This is a genomic window from Aestuariibaculum lutulentum, from assembly GCF_032926325.1.
Taxonomy (GTDB): Bacteria; Bacteroidota; Bacteroidia; order Flavobacteriales; family Flavobacteriaceae; genus Aestuariibaculum; species Aestuariibaculum lutulentum.
On sequence record NZ_CP136709.1, the window covers coordinates 968,051 to 985,345 of the forward strand.

Sequence of the window (17,295 nt, forward strand, 5' to 3'; positions counted from 1 at the left end):
CATATTTAATTAATAATTATTCATTGAAATTATTTGTTACATATCTGTAATAGGGCTGTATTTTGGAACCAATGTTTTCATTACACTCCACCCTATTAAGTAACAAACAGCACATATTGAGAAAATGATAAAATATCCTGCTTCTATGCCTTTAAATCCAAAGAAAGACATATTGGTATTAGCACTAAAATCGAATAAAAGACCAGATCCTTTATTAATAAGAGTTGAACCAATACCACCAGCTAAACCACCAATTCCGGTAACGGTTGCAATGGCTTTTTTAGGGAACATATCTCCTACTGTTGTAAAAATGTTCGCAGACCAAGCCTGGTGAGCTGCACCAGCTATACCAATAATGATAACAGGAATCCAGTAAGTGTAATGTCCTAGAGGCTGAGCAACTAAAGCTAATAATGGAAAAAATGCAAAAATTAACATCGCTCTCATTCTACCCGCATAAGGATTCATTCCTTTTTTCTCAACGAAATACGTTGGTAACCACCCCCCGATAATTGAAAGTAGTGTTATGGCGTATAAAATAAATAACGGGAAGGCTGCTTCGGTAGAATCCATGCCATAAACCGAACTTAAATACGCCGGTGTCCAGAATAAGAAAAACCACCAAACACCATCGGTCATAAATTTACCAAAAGCAAAAGCCCAGGTTTGTTTGTATTTGAAACAATCTGCTAACGATATTTTCTTTGTGTTTTCAGGAACATAACCTTCAATTTTACTATCCTCAAGATCATCTTGCTGAATATATTCTAACTCGGCTGCATTTACATGTTTACTTTTCTCTGGTTTATCATACATAAACACCCAGAAGCCCATCCATACAAAACCTAAAGCACCAATAATAATAAAGGCCATTTCCCAACCATAAGCTTCAGCAATAAAAGGAATTGAAATTGGCGCAGCTAAAGCACCTACTGTTGCTCCTGCATTAAAAATACTTGTTGAGAACGCACGGTCTTTCTTCGGGAAATATTCTGCGGTTGTTTTAATAGCTGCCGGAAAGTTTCCTGCTTCACCTAATGCTAAAACAAATCGAGCAAAAATAAACAAGGTTACACTTACAGAAATTACTAAACCTGTATCGTTAATTGTACCAATAATTTCCTTTGCTTCTTCAAAACCTACAAACCAATGTCCTGTTATATATCCAGAAGTAGCAATACCTGCAAAAGCATGCAAACAAGCACCAACAGACCAAACTCCGATAGCCCATAAAAATCCTTTTTTGGTATCTAAAATATCAACAAAACGACCTGCGAATATTAAAGAAATGGCATAAAAAATAGAGAATAACGCCGTTATGTTTCCATAATCGTTGTTAGTCCAGTTAAATTCAGGAGCTATAAAATCTTTCCATGTTAGGGAAAGTACTTGCCTGTCTAAATAATTTATGGTGGTTGCCATGAATAGAAGTCCGCAGATGGTCCATCTATACTTCGTTGCTTTTACTTTTGTGTTTTCATTCATAATAAATTAGTTTATTTGGTATTTAAATAAATTTAAAATTTTCATTTGAACTTATTTAGCTTAAAGCTCTTAATTCTATTTAAAATTTGAAATATTCTTTTGCATTGAAATAACTGATATCCGAAACCATTTTACCAATCCATTCCATATCGTTTGGTAATTCGCCGCGTTGTATTTCATCTCCTAAAAGATTACATAAAATACGTCTGAAATATTCGTGTCTTGGGAATGATAAGAAACTTCTTGAATCTGTTAACATACCAACAAAACAACTAATTAATCCCATATTAGATAAAGCGTTTAACTGTTTTGTCATCCCGTCTTTCTGGTCTAAGAACCACCATCCGGAACCAAACTGCACCTTACCTCTTACACTACCATCGTTAAAGTTACCAATCATGGTTGCCATAACTTCATTATCGGCAGGGTTTAAGTTATAAATAATCGTTTTAGTTAATTTATCTTTACTATCTAAAGCATTTAAGAATGCAGATAATTTTTGTGCTTGCGGATAATCACCAATAGAATCCCAACCAGTATCAGGACCTAGAATGCGGTGCATACGTGCGTTATTGTTTCTTAAAGCTCCTAAGTGAAATTGTTGTACCCATCCAAATTCATGGTAGGTTTCACATAAATATACTAAAATAGCACTTTGGAATTTTAATGCTTCCTCGTTTGTTAGATCTTTTCCTTCTCTTTTCTTCGCAAAAATGGCTTTAACTTCAGCTTCAGTATAAGCTTCGAAATAGATTTGATCTAATCCGTGGTCACATAAAGAACACCCGTTTGCATTAAAATATTCAATACGCTTTCTTAAAGCGCTAAGTAAATCATCATAAGAATTGATTTCAACTTCAGCCGATTTACCTAAGGCGTTTACATACTCATTGTACCCGTCGGCATTGATTAAAATAGCTTTATCAGGACGGAATGCCGTACTTACCTTTACGTTATAATCAGACTTAGCCAAAGCTTGATGATGCTCTAAAGTATCGATAGGATCTTCTGTAGTACAAACAACCTCTGCATTTACCTTATTTAATAACTGACGACAGCTGTAACTTCCTGAAGTTAACTGCTCCTGAGTTTGATCCCATACTTTTTCAGCTGTTTTTTCACTTAATAAATCGGTGATACCAAAATATCTCGTTAACTCTAAATGCGTCCAGTGGTATAAAGGATTACGCATGGTGTAAGGTACCGTTTTAGCCCAGTTTAAAAACTTGTCTTTATCTGAACCGTCTCCAGTTATAAACTTTTCGTTTACACCTAAAGTTCGCATAGCTCTCCATTTGTAATGGTCGCCATTAATCCAAACATTTGTAATATTGTTAAACGTCTTATCCTCTGCTATTTGTTGTGGTGGCAGGTGATTGTGATAATCGATAATAGGCTGATTTTTTGAGTACTCGTGGTATAACTCTTCAGCATACTTATTTTCTAATAGAAAATTGTCGTGAATGAATGTTTTGCTCATTTTAATTTCTTAATAATAATTTGTCTTTTATTTAGTCTTCGTTTGATGGCTTTCCAATAGTAGCAAGAATACCACCATCAACATAAACGACCTGGCCGTTTACAAAATCACTAGCCTTAGAAGCTAAAAAGATAGCTGCTCCAGCTAAATCTTCAGGATCTCCCCAACGTGCAGCAGGGGTCCTGTTTATAATAAATTCATTGAATGGGTGACCATCAACACGAATAGGTTCTGTTTGACTGGTTGCAAAATAACCAGGTCCAATACCATTTACTTGTATATTGTGCTTAGCCCACTCGGTAGCTAAGTTTTGGGTTAACATTTTTAAGCCGCCTTTTGCTGCTGCATAAGCAGAAACGCTATTTCTACCAAGTTCACTCATCATAGAGCAGATATTGATAATTTTTCCTTCTTTACGCTCAATCATTTGCTTAGCAACCAACTGCGACATAATAAAAGGTCCTACCAAATCCACATCTATTACACGTCTGAAATCTTCAACCGGCATAGTAATTGCCAACTCTCTTTTAATAATTCCGGCATTATTAACCAAAATATGAATATCACCAATTTCTTTTGCGATAATATCCATATGCTTTTTAGCATCTTCTTCGTTTGTAACGTCAAATAAATATCCTGAAGCAGTAAACCCTTGACCTCTGTAGTGATTTAGAGCGTCTTCCATCTTAGATGGGGTTGTTCCCGTTATAACAAGCTCGGCACCAGCACTTGCAAGTCCATCGGCCATAGCCATTCCTAAACCATGAGTACCTCCTGTAATAAGTGCTCTTTTTCCTTTTAAATTAAATAAATTCATTGTCTTATATTAATTTGTTTCCTTTAGTAAAAATCCTTTATAATTTTAGGCTTTAATCTATTAAAAAACAAAGCGTTCAGTTTAGTTAATCGTTTAAGCTAAAAATTCTAACGTAATCGATTACGCAAAAATAATTAATTTAGGGATTACTCACTACCTAAATTAACATTATCACTAAAAAAAAGCATTATTTTCAAAGATTAGTCTGTAAATATATAAATTATTGAGTGATTTGTTAATCTCATCAAGCAAATTGTAATGACAAAAGGTTTAAAAATTACCTTAACAGAATATTAAACCAATACAATTATTTAAAACTCAAATAACACCTAAAAATATATAAGCTAAAAAAGGTTGACTGTAAAACATAATTTGCTAAAATACAGACAACCTTTCAAAGGTATTAAAACCCTTTTTATTTCCTTTACAACTTTGGTTTTTATTCGATTTTATAACTATTAATTCCTAAAGCATCCCATCCTTTTTTAACTTCAGTAAGTGCTATTTTAAAACTTTCAAAGTCTTTATTTTCTAAAGCTGTCCAACCTACCTCTGCATAAGCGGCTATTCTTGGAAAAGTTTGATATTCTATATCTTTATTTGTAGGCGTCCATTCACTCCACATCTGACAACCTAATCCGTAAATATTTTTATGATATTTTTCATCCAGTCCTTCCGGAATCGGATTAAAACGATAAGCCTTTTCTAAAGGAATACCTTTATACTTATAATCCAGGTAAGTAAATTTATGCCAAGAATTAACTATGCCGTAACCTTTACTTGCTGCCTCGGTTAAAAGATTTATATCTCCTTTCCAGAAATGCACCACGACATTCTTAGCCAACTCAGTTTCCGCTTCCTCATCATCCTTTTTCTCTTCAAAATCAAAGTGCAGTTTTTTACCCATAATCTCATTCCATCCCATCATTCTTCTACCGTGCTCCTGCATAAATATCGAAATCTTATTAACAAAATCGATTTGCAAATCGGCAGGTGTGTTAATGCCATGTTCTTTCATGTATTGTTGTACTCTTGAAGACTTTTCCCAAACTTCATAAGGCACTTCATCTCCACCAATATGAATAACATCCGACGGAAATAAATCAAATAATTCTAACAAAACATCTTTAACAAACTGAATGGTCTCTGGTTTTGAAACATCATAATTATCATAATGACGTCCAAACTTAACCGGCACATCAATATCTTCTCCTTTAGTTCCTAACCATGTATATGCTGCAATAGCCGCACTGGAATGTCCTGGCATTTCAAATTCCGGTACAATTTTAATATTTCTCTCAGCAGCATAAGCCACAATATCCCTTATTTGCTCTTGCGTATAAAACCCTCCGTGAGGCTCACCCGAGGTTTTACCACTTTTCCATGTTTCTATTTCGCTATCGGTTCTAAAAGCTCCTACTTTTGTTAATAAAGGGTATTTTTTTATTTCTATTCGCCATCCGGCATCATCGGTTAAATGCCAGTGAAACACATTCATTTTTAAAGCCGCCATTTGGTCAAGCATTTGTTTCACAAAAGCTTCACCATGAAAGTAACGCGCTTCATCTAACATATAGGCACGCCATTTAAATCGCGGTGCGTCTCTAACTTCAATAGAAGGAATTAACCACTTAACCTTATCTTCACCTTCTCCACCACCTTCCGACAGTAATTGATTCAATGTCTGAACAGCGTAAAATGCCCCTGCTCTACTATTTGACTTTATTATAATAGTTTCTGGAGTCACTAATAAAGTGTATGCTTCATCTTGAAGCGTATTGTCTTTTTTAAATTCAATATCTGCTTTTCGACCTTCAACTAGTTTAGATTGATTCCCTGTTTTAGATTTTAACAAATTGCTTAAGTAGTTAGCTGTTTGTTTTTGATCATAATTTTCAAAAGAAATCTTTATACTTTTTTTAATCGAAAATGAAGATTTTCCCAGCACCACATTTAAAGGTTTAGGCAATAAGGTAACCTCTGAAGCTGTAAAAGTTTTGTTCTTTTCGGAAGCACTTAAAAGTGTTACAAAAAACAAACAAAGTAAGTAACGCATTGATAGTAAGTATTAATTATTTTTTAACTGTGTTCGAACACAAACATAATTAAATTTAATAATATTATACCGCAAATTATTATCCTATTTAATTTTGAAATAGAATAGAACTTGATCTCGACTTTTTAAAACACTTTTCTTAACAACCTAATCAAGGCCAAAATTTTCACATATTTATTAGAAAAAACTGAAGACACTAAATTAGAAGGCATACTTATAACTTCTTTCAACTCATAGCCACTTTGTTTCATTTTTTCGAGTGCGATTTGCCGCTCTAAAGCGTGTACTTTTAAATCGAACCGTACTTCTTCTATATTGTTATATTTCCTTTTCATCTTTATCTGAATTAAAAAAATTATCTGATACGTTACTAATTACCGTGTTGTCAATTCGTCGCCTAAACGCGAAAGCCAACCCCATTAACAAAATAAGCGTAATTCCGATAATTAAACACGCTAAAGGCATGCTATTTAACCATTCTCCTAAGGCTATTGCACCAGCTACAGAAACGAAAAACAGACCCGCAAAACCCAAACCCAGAATAATAAAAAATTTAATCAAAAAACTTAAGGTTAACGACAACTGCTCAAAAATCTTAAGTTTAATATATTTTTCTGAAGACTTTAAATACTCGTCGCCATGCTGAAAGGTATCTTGAGCTTTCACGTTCAATGCATCTAAAATTTTCATATTACGATTTTTGATACTTTTTATTTTTAGCTTTAAGTTCGGCTAATTTTTTTTCCAGTAAACTGATGGCATCATCAGCTTTGTAACTTGCGTTAGACATGAGTTGTTCTAACTCATCTTCTAACGAAGCTTGTTTTTGCTTAACGGTATTCGAGATATTTTCAGCAGTTTCATGTATATTCTCAGACATTTTGTCTTTTACACTCTGCGCTTCATCTACAATTTTTTTTCGAGTTACTGTGCCTTTATCCGGAGCAAATAAAACACCTAAAACGGTTCCAACGGCTGTTCCTACTAAAAAACCTAAAACGGCTCCACTACCTTTTCCCATAATATAATGTATTAAAGTTATGACTTTCATAAATTTAATAAATTAAAATCTTACAATAGCTTGATTTGTTTAATATTCACAGAACTACCTTACTTGATATCTCACACAGTAAGCTTCAACAAAAAAAATGATAAACCAAAAATTATATAATAATTTGAGAAGAAATAAAAGGTCTAAAAATAAAAAAAGCTCCTCAAAATTGAGAAGCTTACCCTTTGTTGTGCGGGCGGGGAGACTCGAACTCCCACACCTCGCGGCACTAGATCCTAAGTCTAGCGTGTCTACCAATTCCACCACGCCCGCAAAGAGGTTGCAAATATAAACAAGATTTTGAAATTGCAAACACCTATCTCAAAAAAAAACATTCTTTTTTTTATACTTTTGTATCAAAATTTGCATAACTCTATGAAAAACACCACTTCTTATATAGAAAAAAATAAAGACAGATTTCTATCTGAACTTGTTGAGCTTTTAAAAATTCCTTCTATAAGCGCCGATTCTGCTTATAAGGCAGACGTTTTAAGAACTGCTGAAGCTGTAAAAGAACGTCTTGAACAAGCTGGTTGCGATACTGTAGAAATTTGTCCGACGGCAGGTTACCCTATTGTTTACGGTGAAAAAATAATCAATAACGACTTACCTACTGTTTTAGTATACGGACATTATGATGTACAACCAGCAGATCCATTAGAATTATGGGACTCTGCACCTTTTGAGCCAGTAATTAAAACAACAGAACTTCATCCTGAAGGAGCCATTTTTGCTCGTGGCGCTTGCGACGATAAAGGCCAAATGTACATGCACGTTAAGGCTTTAGAGTTTATGACTTCTACAGACCAGTTACCTTGTAACGTAAAATTCATGATTGAAGGTGAAGAAGAAGTTGGCAGTGTTAACTTATCAACTTTCGTTAAAGAAAATCGTGAAAAACTAAGCAACGATGTTATTCTTATTTCAGATACCGGAATGATTGCTAAAGACACACCATCAATCACGACAGGGCTAAGAGGTTTAAGCTACGTTGAAGTTGAAGTTACAGGACCTAACCGCGATTTACACTCTGGTTTATACGGTGGCGCTGTAGCGAATCCAATTAATGTGCTTACTAAAATGATTGCGTCTTTACATGACGAAAATAATCATATTACCATTCCTGGATTTTACGATAAAGTAGAAGAATTATCTCAAGACGAGCGTGCCGAAATGGCAAAAGCTCCGTTCAGCTTAGACGACTACAAAAAAGCATTAGATATCGATGATGTTTATGGCGAAGCTGGATACACGACCAACGAGCGTAATTCCATCCGTCCAACTCTAGATGTTAACGGTATTTGGGGTGGTTATATTGGCGAAGGTGCCAAAACTGTTATTGCCAGCAAAGCATACGCTAAAATATCTATGCGTTTAGTTCCTGGTCAGGAATGGGAAGAAATCACAGAATTGTTTAAAAACCATTTCGAAAGTATTGCGCCTAAAGCCGTTAAAGTTAAAGTTAAACCTCATCACGGCGGACAAGGGTATGTAACGCCAACCGATAATATTGGTTATCAGGCCGCTGCAAAAGCATATACCGATACTTTTGGAAAAGCTCCAATTCCACAACGCGGTGGCGGAAGTATTCCAATTGTAGCGCTTTTCGAAAAAGAATTAGACAGCAAAATTATACTAATGGGCTTTGGTTTAGACAGCGACGCCATTCACTCGCCTAACGAGCATTTTGGTGTATTCAATTATTTAAAAGGCATTGAAACCATTCCGTTATTCTACAAATATTTCACAGAATTATCTAAATAATATTCAGGGTGTTACCCAGTGGTGTTTTGATTAAAACACCACTGGGTCGCGCTTTACGCACTACATGGTAGTTAGCTTCAATCGCTAACACGACAAGCACTACTTTATGAAAAACCAACACTCTAACCACCTTATTCAACTTACTTTAGCTACTTTTTTTATAAGTACATCGGGTGCTTTAGGAAAGTATATCGATTTACCCATTCCGGTAATTATCTGGTGGCGTTGTATTATTGCCGGTGTTGCATTATTTGCGTTTTGCAACTATAAAAAATTCAATCTTAAACTAAATTCTAAAACCGATGTTGTCACGGTAATTATAAGTGCTTTACTCATGGGTGGTCACTGGATTACCTATTTCTTAGCCTTAAAACTTTCGAATGTAGCACTAGGGATGTTATCCTTATTCACCTTCCCGATTTTAACGGCGTTTTTAGAGCCTTTATTTATTAAAACAAAATTTGATCCGTTTTACATTATTTTAGGTGTCTTAGTATTGTTAGGGCTTTACATTCTGGCTCCAGAATTTAACTTAGAAAGTTCCCTGTTAAAAGGCGTCCTTTTCGGATTACTATCAGCCGTATTTTATGCCTTACGTAATATTCTATCTAAAAAACTAACCGCCAAATACAATGGCTCCAGTGTTATGTTTTATCAAAGCTTGGTGGTCGGTTTAATTTTATCGCCAGCTTTATTTATCTTAGAAAGCAACGGACTAAAAGAACAGTTTCCTTATATCCTTTTTCTTGGTTTAATTACCACTGCTGTTGGACATTCTATGTTAGTGAACAGTTTAAAACATTTTACCGTTAGCACCGCAAGCATAATTAATAGTATTCAGCCTATTTTCGGAATTATTCTTGCCTTCTTCTTTTTAAACGAAACACCAACGCTAAACACCTTTTTAGGGGGCTCGCTTATTCTGGCAACCGTAATTATTGAAAGCGTAAGATCGAGAAATAGGTAAAACATATACCATAAAAAGCTTAATAAACATTTTAAGTCCTTAATAATAGTGTATAACCAACCTCTATATCCTGTATTCAATTTCACATAATAAATTAGAAACCAACAATTAAACTCATAATTATGTAACAAAATCTTGCTTTTAACGTTTTATAGATTATCAATCAAAATCATCAATCATTATGTTAAAGCAATTCTTCATTATTTGCTCGGGTTCAGACACAGATATTTTAAACTCCTGCTCTAAAGGCGAACAAAACAAATATGCCGGGATAGGTGCCACAGTTTTCTTTACAGCACTAATGGCTTTTATCGCGGCGAGCTATGCCTTATACGCCGTATTTGACAATTACTACACCGCTGTGTTCTTCGGACTCATCTGGGGATTACTCATTTTTAATCTGGACCGCTATATAGTTTCGACCATTAAAAAGACAGGGAATTTTGCAGATGAAGTAATTCAGGCATCTCCACGAATCCTTTTGGCAGTTATCATCGCCGTTGTGATATCAAAACCTTTAGAACTTAAGATTTTTGAAAAGGAAATAGACCGTGTACTTTTAGAACAAAAAAATGAATTTACACTAGCAAACAAAAACCAGATTGCAGAACAATACGCCCCTCAAATTAAAGAACTGGAAGCCTCAATTTCTAGTCTACAAAATGAAATTACAACTAAAGAAACCGAAGTTAATGCGCTTTACGACACCTATATTTCTGAAGCCGAAGGTACAGCTGGAACAAAACTATTAGGCAAAGGACCTGTTTATAAAGAGAAACGCGACAAACACGACGCTGCTTTAGCCGAATTGCAACAACTGAAAACTGATAATGCTGAAAAAATTAAAGCTATTGAATCTGAAATAGCCAATTTAAAAAGCGATTACGACAATCAGGTAACAACATCACAACCTGTCATTTCAAATTTCGACGGACTCATGGCTAGAGTTGACGCCTTAAATAAATTACCTTGGTTGCCGTCTTTCTTTATTTTCCTGTTGTTTTTAGCCATTGAAACCTCCCCTATTTTCGCGAAGCTACTATCTCCAAAAGGCGCTTACGATTTTAAACTGGAAAATGAAGAAACTGCCATCAAAACACATGTACTTCAAAACAAAAATCAGCGGGAAGCCTTGCTGAAAACTGAATTCGCTATTAACGATCGTGTATATAAAGACATTGAACAAGAAGACGAATTATACAATTATAAACGTAAAAAAGCAAGAGAATTACTCCAATTACAAGCCGATGCCTTTTTCAACCAACAAAAGAATATATTGTAGTTAAATACTAATTTTAAGTGAGTTTGTTTATTTTTACAACAACTCCCATAGAAGCGTAACTATAATATTATGAAAAAACTTATTCTTTTACTTTGCCTGATGTGTGCCTGCACCGTATTTTCTCAAAATAATGAAGAAAAAGACATTAATGACATTCAGGCGGTTTTAAAGGCGCAACGTTTGGCGTGGTCTAAAAATAACATTGAAGAATTTATGGAAGGCTACTGGAAAAGTGACTCTCTTAAATTCTACGGGAGTAATGGTGTTACCTATGGATGGGAGAATACTTTAAAGCGTTACAAAAAAGCGTACCCGAGCAAAGACCACACGGGTAAATTAAGTTTTAAAATAAATGATATCTCTAAAATTACTGATGACGCCTATTATGTATTGGGTGAATTTCACTTAAAACGTGAAGTAGGTAATGCCAGCGGATTTTTTATGTTGGTATTTAAGAAGATAAACGGCGAATGGAAAATTATCGCCGATACCTCTGCTTAAAACTATCTTATTAGGTTTTCTTAACGTATTTCGTAATAATTACGATTTGCTGTCCGTCAACCTTTCCTTCAATATATTCTGCATTGTCGCGATCTAAACGAATGTTTCTAACTGCCGTTCCTTGTTTCGCGACCATGCTCGATCCTTTTACTTTTAAATCTTTAACTAAAACAACCGAATCACCGTTTTCTAAAATAACACCATTTACATCGCGGTGTATTACTTTTTCACTTTCGTCTTTATCTTCACCTGTTGCACGTGCTAAAGCTAAAGCTTCATCATCTAAATACATCATATCCAGTAAGTCTTTAGGCCATCCTTCACCTCTTAAACGTTGTAACATTCTCCATGATAAAATTTGCACAGCCACGAACTCACTCCACATACTGTCATTTAAACAACGCCAGTGGTTAGCATCCATTTCTGTTTCGCCTTCAATCTGACTTAAACAGGTACCACAAACCAACAAACTGTTATCAACACTTTCATTTAATGAGGGTGGCAAGGTATATTGACTTAATCCTTTATCCGATTTACATATTTCGCAAGTGTTATTGCTTCTGTCTTTTAACGTTTGTAGTATACTCATAATTTGTATTTTAAGATTGCAATAATACGCCTAAATTAAAGCATCCGCAAGCTACAAAAGAAAAGGCATCTAAATTAGATGCCTCTTCCCACTAATTAAGCTACCTATTTTGATAACTCTGCTACTAACTTATATACGGCATCACCATGTACAGGTGTAAAATACTTATCTATCTTTTTACCACGTGCTTTACGGTCTGCCTCATTAGGCCATTTTTTCTTAGCCATTTCTGTAAAACCATCGAACATTTTATCCAAATCACCTAAGGAATCTAAAAAGAAGGCTTCCACCATTTGAGAAGAATCACTTCCCCAGGCGTGTCTGTGTGGATAATACCCTTTAATTAATGCATTATCTTTAATAAATACTTCGAAGTTTTCTTTCATTAAAGCTTCAATTTCATCACCATCATAATCTTTTGGAAAAGCCCAATGTGTGGTTCTTACATAAAGAATTAAATCCTTCTTGTTGTTCTCCGGAATATACTTAGCTAAAGGCATGGTATAATAAATCTCATCCGAATGAATTGGCGAATAATATGCCCTTTGCTTTTGAAAGAAAGCCTCTCTAGCGTCTTTATCAGGCCACGCTGCTTCAGCTAATTCACCATCTTTTTCATTGGCTTTTACTATATCTTCCCAGGTTTTGTAAACATTTACAAACAGGATTTCACTGTTATCTGGTGTCATTTGATGTAAATACACCGATGATGCCACACGTAAATCATTTTTTTTGATAACTTTTTCCAGATATTCCTTTTCTACAGACTTCCAGGTATCCATATCAAAATCTTCCTTGTCCATATTCCAGTGGGCCTTCGTTACTGTAATATACATAGGGCGTGAATCGTCTTGAGCTAAGACTGAAGATATACTGAATAATAATAGCAAAGTTAGCATTGCTGCTAATAGTTGATTAGTTGTTTTCATAATTGTAATTAATTAAGGTTAGTATATTAGTTTTGAACGTTAAATACTAAATCTTTAATCGGGGCAATTGAAAACCTGGGGTAAAAAAATTTGGGGAAGTAAAATTTAATTTTTGCTATTATTATTTCCAAGAGGGTAGTGAAATAACATTACTAATTTACAAAAATTAATTTATTAACAATCAATTATTTAATTTAATTGCTCTTTTAATTTTTTAGGCATTCCTTTTACAACCATCTCGTAAGAATGGTCTATAAGGGTCAATAACAATGAGGATGAAATCTCAGCATCATGAAGTTTAACGGTATTCCAATGCGTCTTACTCATATGGTAACCCGAATCGATATTCTCATATTCTGCACGTAGTTCTAGTGCATATTCCGGGTCGCATTTCAAATTAATAGCCTTCTCTCCGGTTTCCCATCGATCGAGAGCAATAAGCGCATACATTTTTCCCAGCACCTTAAAAACTAAAGTATCAGGATTAAAAGGAAATTCTTCGGTTGTTCCTTTCTTTTTTAAGCAGTAATCTCGTATTTGCTCGATGTTCATTCTATAGCTTTTGATTTGATTTGCTCTTCTATTTTTAAAGCGTTATAATCTAAACTCCAGCCAATGGTTTGCACTATATTTTCTATAAGTGAAATCGCTTCCAAAGCTTCCTGCTGCGCGGCATTAAATAATCCGCTCTCGGGTATTTTATCTAAAATATGTTTCTTGGCATCGTTATGAAGTTCGGTTAAATCGGATGCTGCAAACTTGTTAAACATACCATCCTTTTTATCATAGTAGTTTAAATTTGTTTCAATAGTCAACACCTCTGGTTGCGGAAACTTATGAATAATTATGGTTTTATTTTTAGTATCGGCTTCCAGAATAACTTTAGAAAAATCGAAACCTACGTGTGCTTTGGCATTAACAATAACCAAAGCTTTTTTGGTACTTGAAATAAGTTTTAAGAAGCGCTCCTTAACATCCTCGTAATGGTAAATCTCGGCAAAATCGCCTTCAACAGTTATGAATTTATAGACTTTTTTAATCTTATCAAGTAAGATTACCGATTGTGAATTCACACGTTTTTTCTGTGCCTGAATTTTTAAATAGGTAACCACCGCCATCGTGATAAGTCCGCCTAATATTAAACCAAAAAGAATATCCATTACTCTATAATTTTGTATAAAACCGGTTTACTTGGTGTGGCATCGTTTTCAAAAGATGCTATTTGTAAATTTAACATATACTCGCCATCTTTTACCTTATTGGGCACATAAATAAATTCGGTAATCGTGGCATCTAAACGCAACTTACCTTGAGTATTCCAAAAGGCATTATGAGACAACAACTTACCTTCATCTCTTTCTTTATCGACACTTGGTAAATCGATAAGCAAATGCTTGATGCCTTTTTCCCGAAGATATATAGCCGCTTCCTCCAATAGATAGGTAGGATTAGTTTTAGAATACCGTTTTGTGAGCTTCTCTTTTAAATTAGGTATAGTGCGAATTACCACAGCATCTCGTTTTTTATTCCCTAAGGCGAATTGAATTTGCTTTTTAGATATTACAAAATCATCGTCTAACTTTTCAGGTGCTACGGTAATTACTTCAGCTAAAAAGAAAAATTGCTTTAGATTTTTATTGACAGAATAAACTGTTTCAGTAATATGCCCAACACATTCGGTATGCGTACCATGCGCATGCGGATTGAAGATAATTGTATTAAAATTAACCGCCGAACCCTTTACTACACTCCCAACCCAATCTTCTTCTTCAATCACAACCGGTTCAATTTCAGGATTTCCAATATACCAGGCATTTACATTCTCCTGACCCGACCGAATGGCTATAGAAATATCAAGCGGTTTGGTTAGATCTATTTGTAATTTTCTGGAATTATATTGAATGGTTGCAAGCATATTTTTAGTCTATTTTAAATAAATCTGAAGCAATACCGTCACTTAAAAACTTTCCCTTTTTTGTGACGATTAGTTTATTATCTTCAATATACAACAATTGTTGATTTCTATGTTTTTCAGACTGCTTTAAAATATAAGTTCTGTAAGTCTCACCAAAATCTTGAGCTACTTTTTCTAAAGACACGCCCCAAATGGTGCGCAAACCCGTCATAACATATTCGTTATACTGATCTGTTTTAGTTAAAGTTTCAACTTCCATTGGCAACTCCCCTTTTTCAATAGCCTGAATGTATTTTGAATTGTTTTTCACATTCCAGCTTCTGGATTTACCATCAAACGAATGTGCCGATGGACCAATTCCTATATATCGTTTCCCTTGCCAATAAGCTGTATTATTTTTACTAAAAAACTCAGGTTTCCCAAAATTAGACAACTCGTAATGTACAAAACCGGCTGCTTCCAGCTTTTCAATTAACATATGAAATTGCTCCTGTGCTACAGCATCGTCAGGTGCTTGTACTTTTCCTTTTTCGATAAAAACATCAAGTGCTGTTTTAGGCTCTACCGTTAAAGCATAACTGGAAATATGCGGAATATTAAACGATAACGCCGTATCAATGTTCTCCATCCAGTCTTCATGACTTAATCCCGGAATACCATAAATTAAATCAAGTGAAATATTATCGAAATATTGTGTAGCGACTTCTAAACACGCTTTTGCCTCTAATGCATTATGTGCTCGGTTCATCAACTTCAAATCTCTTTCAAAAAACGATTGAATACCAATAGAAAGTCTATTGATTCCTATAGCTTTATAGCTTTTAAAAACAGTAAGTACATCAGCTCCATCAGCCGTTAAATCATCCGGATTAGATTCTAAAGTAATTTCAGGGTCACTTACAACTTTATAATTTAAATATACAGCTTGAATTATCGATTGTAACTCCTCGCTATTCAACAATGAAGGTGTTCCACCTCCAAAATAAATGGTTTGAACCACCTGATCTTGAAACTCAGCTTTTCTAAGTTCCAATTCTTTAATTAAACAGGAAACCAATTCCGGCTTCTTCTTTAAAGATATTGAGAAGTAAAAATCGCAATAATGGCAAGCCTGCTTACAAAATGGTATGTGAATATATATTCCACTCATGTTTTAAGTGATCTATTAGCAATGCCTTTCAGAAAATCTGTAAAGCATGTAAAACTATTTTTTTACGCGATCTTCGTTTTGTTTTACAAAACTCGCCCAACCCGAATAACTTTTTCCTACCTCTACACGACCATCATTATAAAAATGACAAACCGCAGCCGCTAAACCATCGGTCGCATCTAAATTTTTAGGAAGCGTTTTCAAGCCTAACAGACTTTGCAACATTTTTGCCACCTGTTCCTTACTGGCATTCCCGTTTCCTGTAATTGCCATTTTAATTTTCTTCGGCGAGTATTCTGTAATAGGTACTTCGCGACTTAAACCAGCCGCCATTGCAACACCTTGCGCTCGCCCCAATTTCAGCATACTTTGCACGTTCTTCCCAAAGAAAGGCGCTTCAATGGCTATTTCATCAGGGTGATGTGTGTCAATCAATTCAATGGTACGTTCAAAAATAAGTTTCAGTTTTAAATAATGATCGTCGTATTTTTTTAAATCGAGCTCATTTAACTGCAAAAAAGACATAGTTTTCCCAACAACTTTTATCAATCCAAAACCCATAACCGTAGTTCCTGGGTCGATTCCTAAAATAATTCTTTCCTTAGGCATATTAATTACAGTAATAGCATCCACTTAAAGATAACGAAAGTCCCACAGTAAAGGTTAGTACATTGCCGTTAAAAGAACCGTAACCTTCTGAAACCGGATTAAATTCTTTTGCAAACCCGTGAATATATGATGTATCAAAATACAACGACATGGTATCTGAAAGTCCGTAATGAATCTCCAAACCAGCCATTGCGTTTAAATAAGACGTTTTATTTTCTCCGTAATTATTCAAAGGTTTTACCATGGAATAACCAGGTCCCGCATGTACAAATATTCCAGTTCTGTTAGATATATAAATAATATTAGACAGATTATAAACGCCTTGCAGATTAATGCGTGAATAATTTAATTTGAATTCCTGAGCATCACTGTCGTTCGCCATTCTACTGAACCCATAATCCAACTTAGCTCCTATATTTGGAGAAAACATATATTGCAAACCCAGATTTACTGTAGGTAAGTTTAACGACTTCCCTTCGAAACCAGAAACAAAACCATCACTCGATGGATTATTAACACCTAATGCTATTTGTCCTTTTAGCGTACTTGTATCGTTTTGTGAAAACCCCGAAAACACACAAAAAAGAAAGATAAAAAATGGAGTTAAGCGCTTATTACTGCTTAAAAATAAAATCATACGCGATTATTGATTTAATTTGCAACATATGTACGCGTTGCCATACAAAACTAAACAATTCTT

18 protein-coding genes and 1 tRNA gene are annotated in these 17,295 nt (G+C 34.8%); 4 read left to right on the forward strand and 15 right to left on the reverse strand.

Annotated elements, in window-relative coordinates:
- Positions 1–36 precede the first annotated feature (36 nt).
- The 7 genes from R1X58_RS04025 to R1X58_RS04055 all read right to left on the reverse strand — a co-directional run bounded on the left by R1X58_RS04025 (position 37) and on the right by R1X58_RS04055 (position 7,162).
- Positions 37–1,485, reverse strand: coding sequence for an MFS transporter (locus R1X58_RS04025; protein ID WP_240572070.1), 1,449 nt, complete (start codon positions 1,483–1,485; stop codon positions 37–39).
- A 79-nt stretch (positions 1,486–1,564) separates the two neighbouring features.
- Positions 1,565–2,965 (reverse strand): glucuronate isomerase, encoded by a 1,401-nt coding sequence (gene uxaC, locus R1X58_RS04030; RefSeq protein WP_240572071.1) that lies wholly within the window; start codon positions 2,963–2,965, stop codon positions 1,565–1,567.
- Between the two features lie 31 nt (positions 2,966–2,996).
- On the reverse strand, positions 2,997–3,782 hold the full coding sequence (locus R1X58_RS04035) for a gluconate 5-dehydrogenase (protein WP_240572072.1): 786 nt from the start codon (positions 3,780–3,782) through the stop codon (positions 2,997–2,999).
- 439 nt (positions 3,783–4,221) lie between these two features.
- Positions 4,222–5,838: a beta-N-acetylhexosaminidase gene (locus R1X58_RS04040; RefSeq protein WP_240572073.1), complete on the reverse strand. Its 1,617-nt coding sequence runs from the start codon at positions 5,836–5,838 to the stop codon at positions 4,222–4,224.
- A 318-nt stretch (positions 5,839–6,156) separates the two neighbouring features.
- The gene (locus R1X58_RS04045; protein WP_240572075.1) at positions 6,157–6,528 is read right to left on the reverse strand and encodes a hypothetical protein; all 372 of its coding nucleotides are present in this window, start codon (positions 6,526–6,528) and stop codon (positions 6,157–6,159) included.
- 1 nt (position 6,529) lies between these two features.
- Positions 6,530–6,889 (reverse strand): YtxH domain-containing protein, encoded by a 360-nt coding sequence (locus R1X58_RS04050; RefSeq protein ID WP_240572076.1) that lies wholly within the window; start codon positions 6,887–6,889, stop codon positions 6,530–6,532.
- Between the two features lie 191 nt (positions 6,890–7,080).
- A tRNA-Leu gene (locus R1X58_RS04055) sits at positions 7,081–7,162 on the reverse strand.
- Positions 7,163–7,264: 102 nt separating this feature from the next.
- Between R1X58_RS04055 and R1X58_RS04060 the strand changes: the two genes are divergently transcribed.
- The 4 genes from R1X58_RS04060 to R1X58_RS04075 all read left to right on the forward strand — a co-directional run bounded on the left by R1X58_RS04060 (position 7,265) and on the right by R1X58_RS04075 (position 11,403).
- On the forward strand, positions 7,265–8,653 hold the full coding sequence (locus tag R1X58_RS04060) for a dipeptidase (protein ID WP_240572077.1): 1,389 nt from the start codon (positions 7,265–7,267) through the stop codon (positions 8,651–8,653).
- Positions 8,654–8,759: 106 nt separating this feature from the next.
- Complete coding sequence (locus tag R1X58_RS04065) at positions 8,760–9,620, forward strand: DMT family transporter (RefSeq protein WP_240572078.1); 861 nt, start codon at positions 8,760–8,762, stop codon at positions 9,618–9,620.
- 181 nt (positions 9,621–9,801) lie between these two features.
- Entirely contained in the window at positions 9,802–10,902 is a 1,101-nt protein-coding gene (locus R1X58_RS04070) for a DUF4407 domain-containing protein (protein WP_240572079.1), read from the forward strand.
- Between the two features lie 69 nt (positions 10,903–10,971).
- Positions 10,972–11,403 (forward strand): YybH family protein, encoded by a 432-nt coding sequence (locus R1X58_RS04075; RefSeq protein ID WP_240572080.1) that lies wholly within the window; start codon positions 10,972–10,974, stop codon positions 11,401–11,403.
- 10 nt (positions 11,404–11,413) lie between these two features.
- On the opposite strand, the gene R1X58_RS04080 is transcribed toward R1X58_RS04075, so the two are convergent.
- The 8 genes from R1X58_RS04080 to R1X58_RS04115 all read right to left on the reverse strand — a co-directional run bounded on the left by R1X58_RS04080 (position 11,414) and on the right by R1X58_RS04115 (position 17,232).
- Complete coding sequence (locus R1X58_RS04080; protein ID WP_240572081.1) at positions 11,414–11,992, reverse strand: PhnA domain-containing protein; 579 nt, start codon at positions 11,990–11,992, stop codon at positions 11,414–11,416.
- Between the two features lie 104 nt (positions 11,993–12,096).
- Positions 12,097–12,921, reverse strand: coding sequence for a hypothetical protein (locus tag R1X58_RS04085; RefSeq protein WP_240572082.1), 825 nt, complete (start codon positions 12,919–12,921; stop codon positions 12,097–12,099).
- Between the two features lie 189 nt (positions 12,922–13,110).
- On the reverse strand, positions 13,111–13,473 hold the full coding sequence (locus R1X58_RS04090) for an MmcQ/YjbR family DNA-binding protein (RefSeq protein ID WP_240572083.1): 363 nt from the start codon (positions 13,471–13,473) through the stop codon (positions 13,111–13,113).
- The gene (locus R1X58_RS04095; RefSeq protein WP_240572084.1) at positions 13,470–14,081 is read right to left on the reverse strand and encodes a DUF4230 domain-containing protein; all 612 of its coding nucleotides are present in this window, start codon (positions 14,079–14,081) and stop codon (positions 13,470–13,472) included. The genes R1X58_RS04090 and R1X58_RS04095 overlap by 4 nt, the downstream gene beginning before the upstream one ends.
- Positions 14,081–14,836, reverse strand: a complete 756-nt coding sequence (locus R1X58_RS04100; protein ID WP_240572085.1) for a cyclase family protein — start codon at positions 14,834–14,836, stop codon at positions 14,081–14,083. Before R1X58_RS04100 ends, R1X58_RS04095 begins: the two co-directional genes overlap by 1 nt.
- A gap of 4 nt (positions 14,837–14,840) precedes the next feature.
- Positions 14,841–15,986: a radical SAM family heme chaperone HemW gene (gene hemW, locus R1X58_RS04105; protein WP_240572086.1), complete on the reverse strand. Its 1,146-nt coding sequence runs from the start codon at positions 15,984–15,986 to the stop codon at positions 14,841–14,843.
- A 54-nt stretch (positions 15,987–16,040) separates the two neighbouring features.
- On the reverse strand, positions 16,041–16,595 hold the full coding sequence (gene ruvC / locus R1X58_RS04110) for a crossover junction endodeoxyribonuclease RuvC (RefSeq protein ID WP_240572087.1): 555 nt from the start codon (positions 16,593–16,595) through the stop codon (positions 16,041–16,043).
- 1 nt (position 16,596) lies between these two features.
- Positions 16,597–17,232, reverse strand: a complete 636-nt coding sequence (locus tag R1X58_RS04115; protein WP_240572088.1) for an outer membrane beta-barrel protein — start codon at positions 17,230–17,232, stop codon at positions 16,597–16,599.
- Positions 17,233–17,295: the final 63 nt, after the last annotated feature.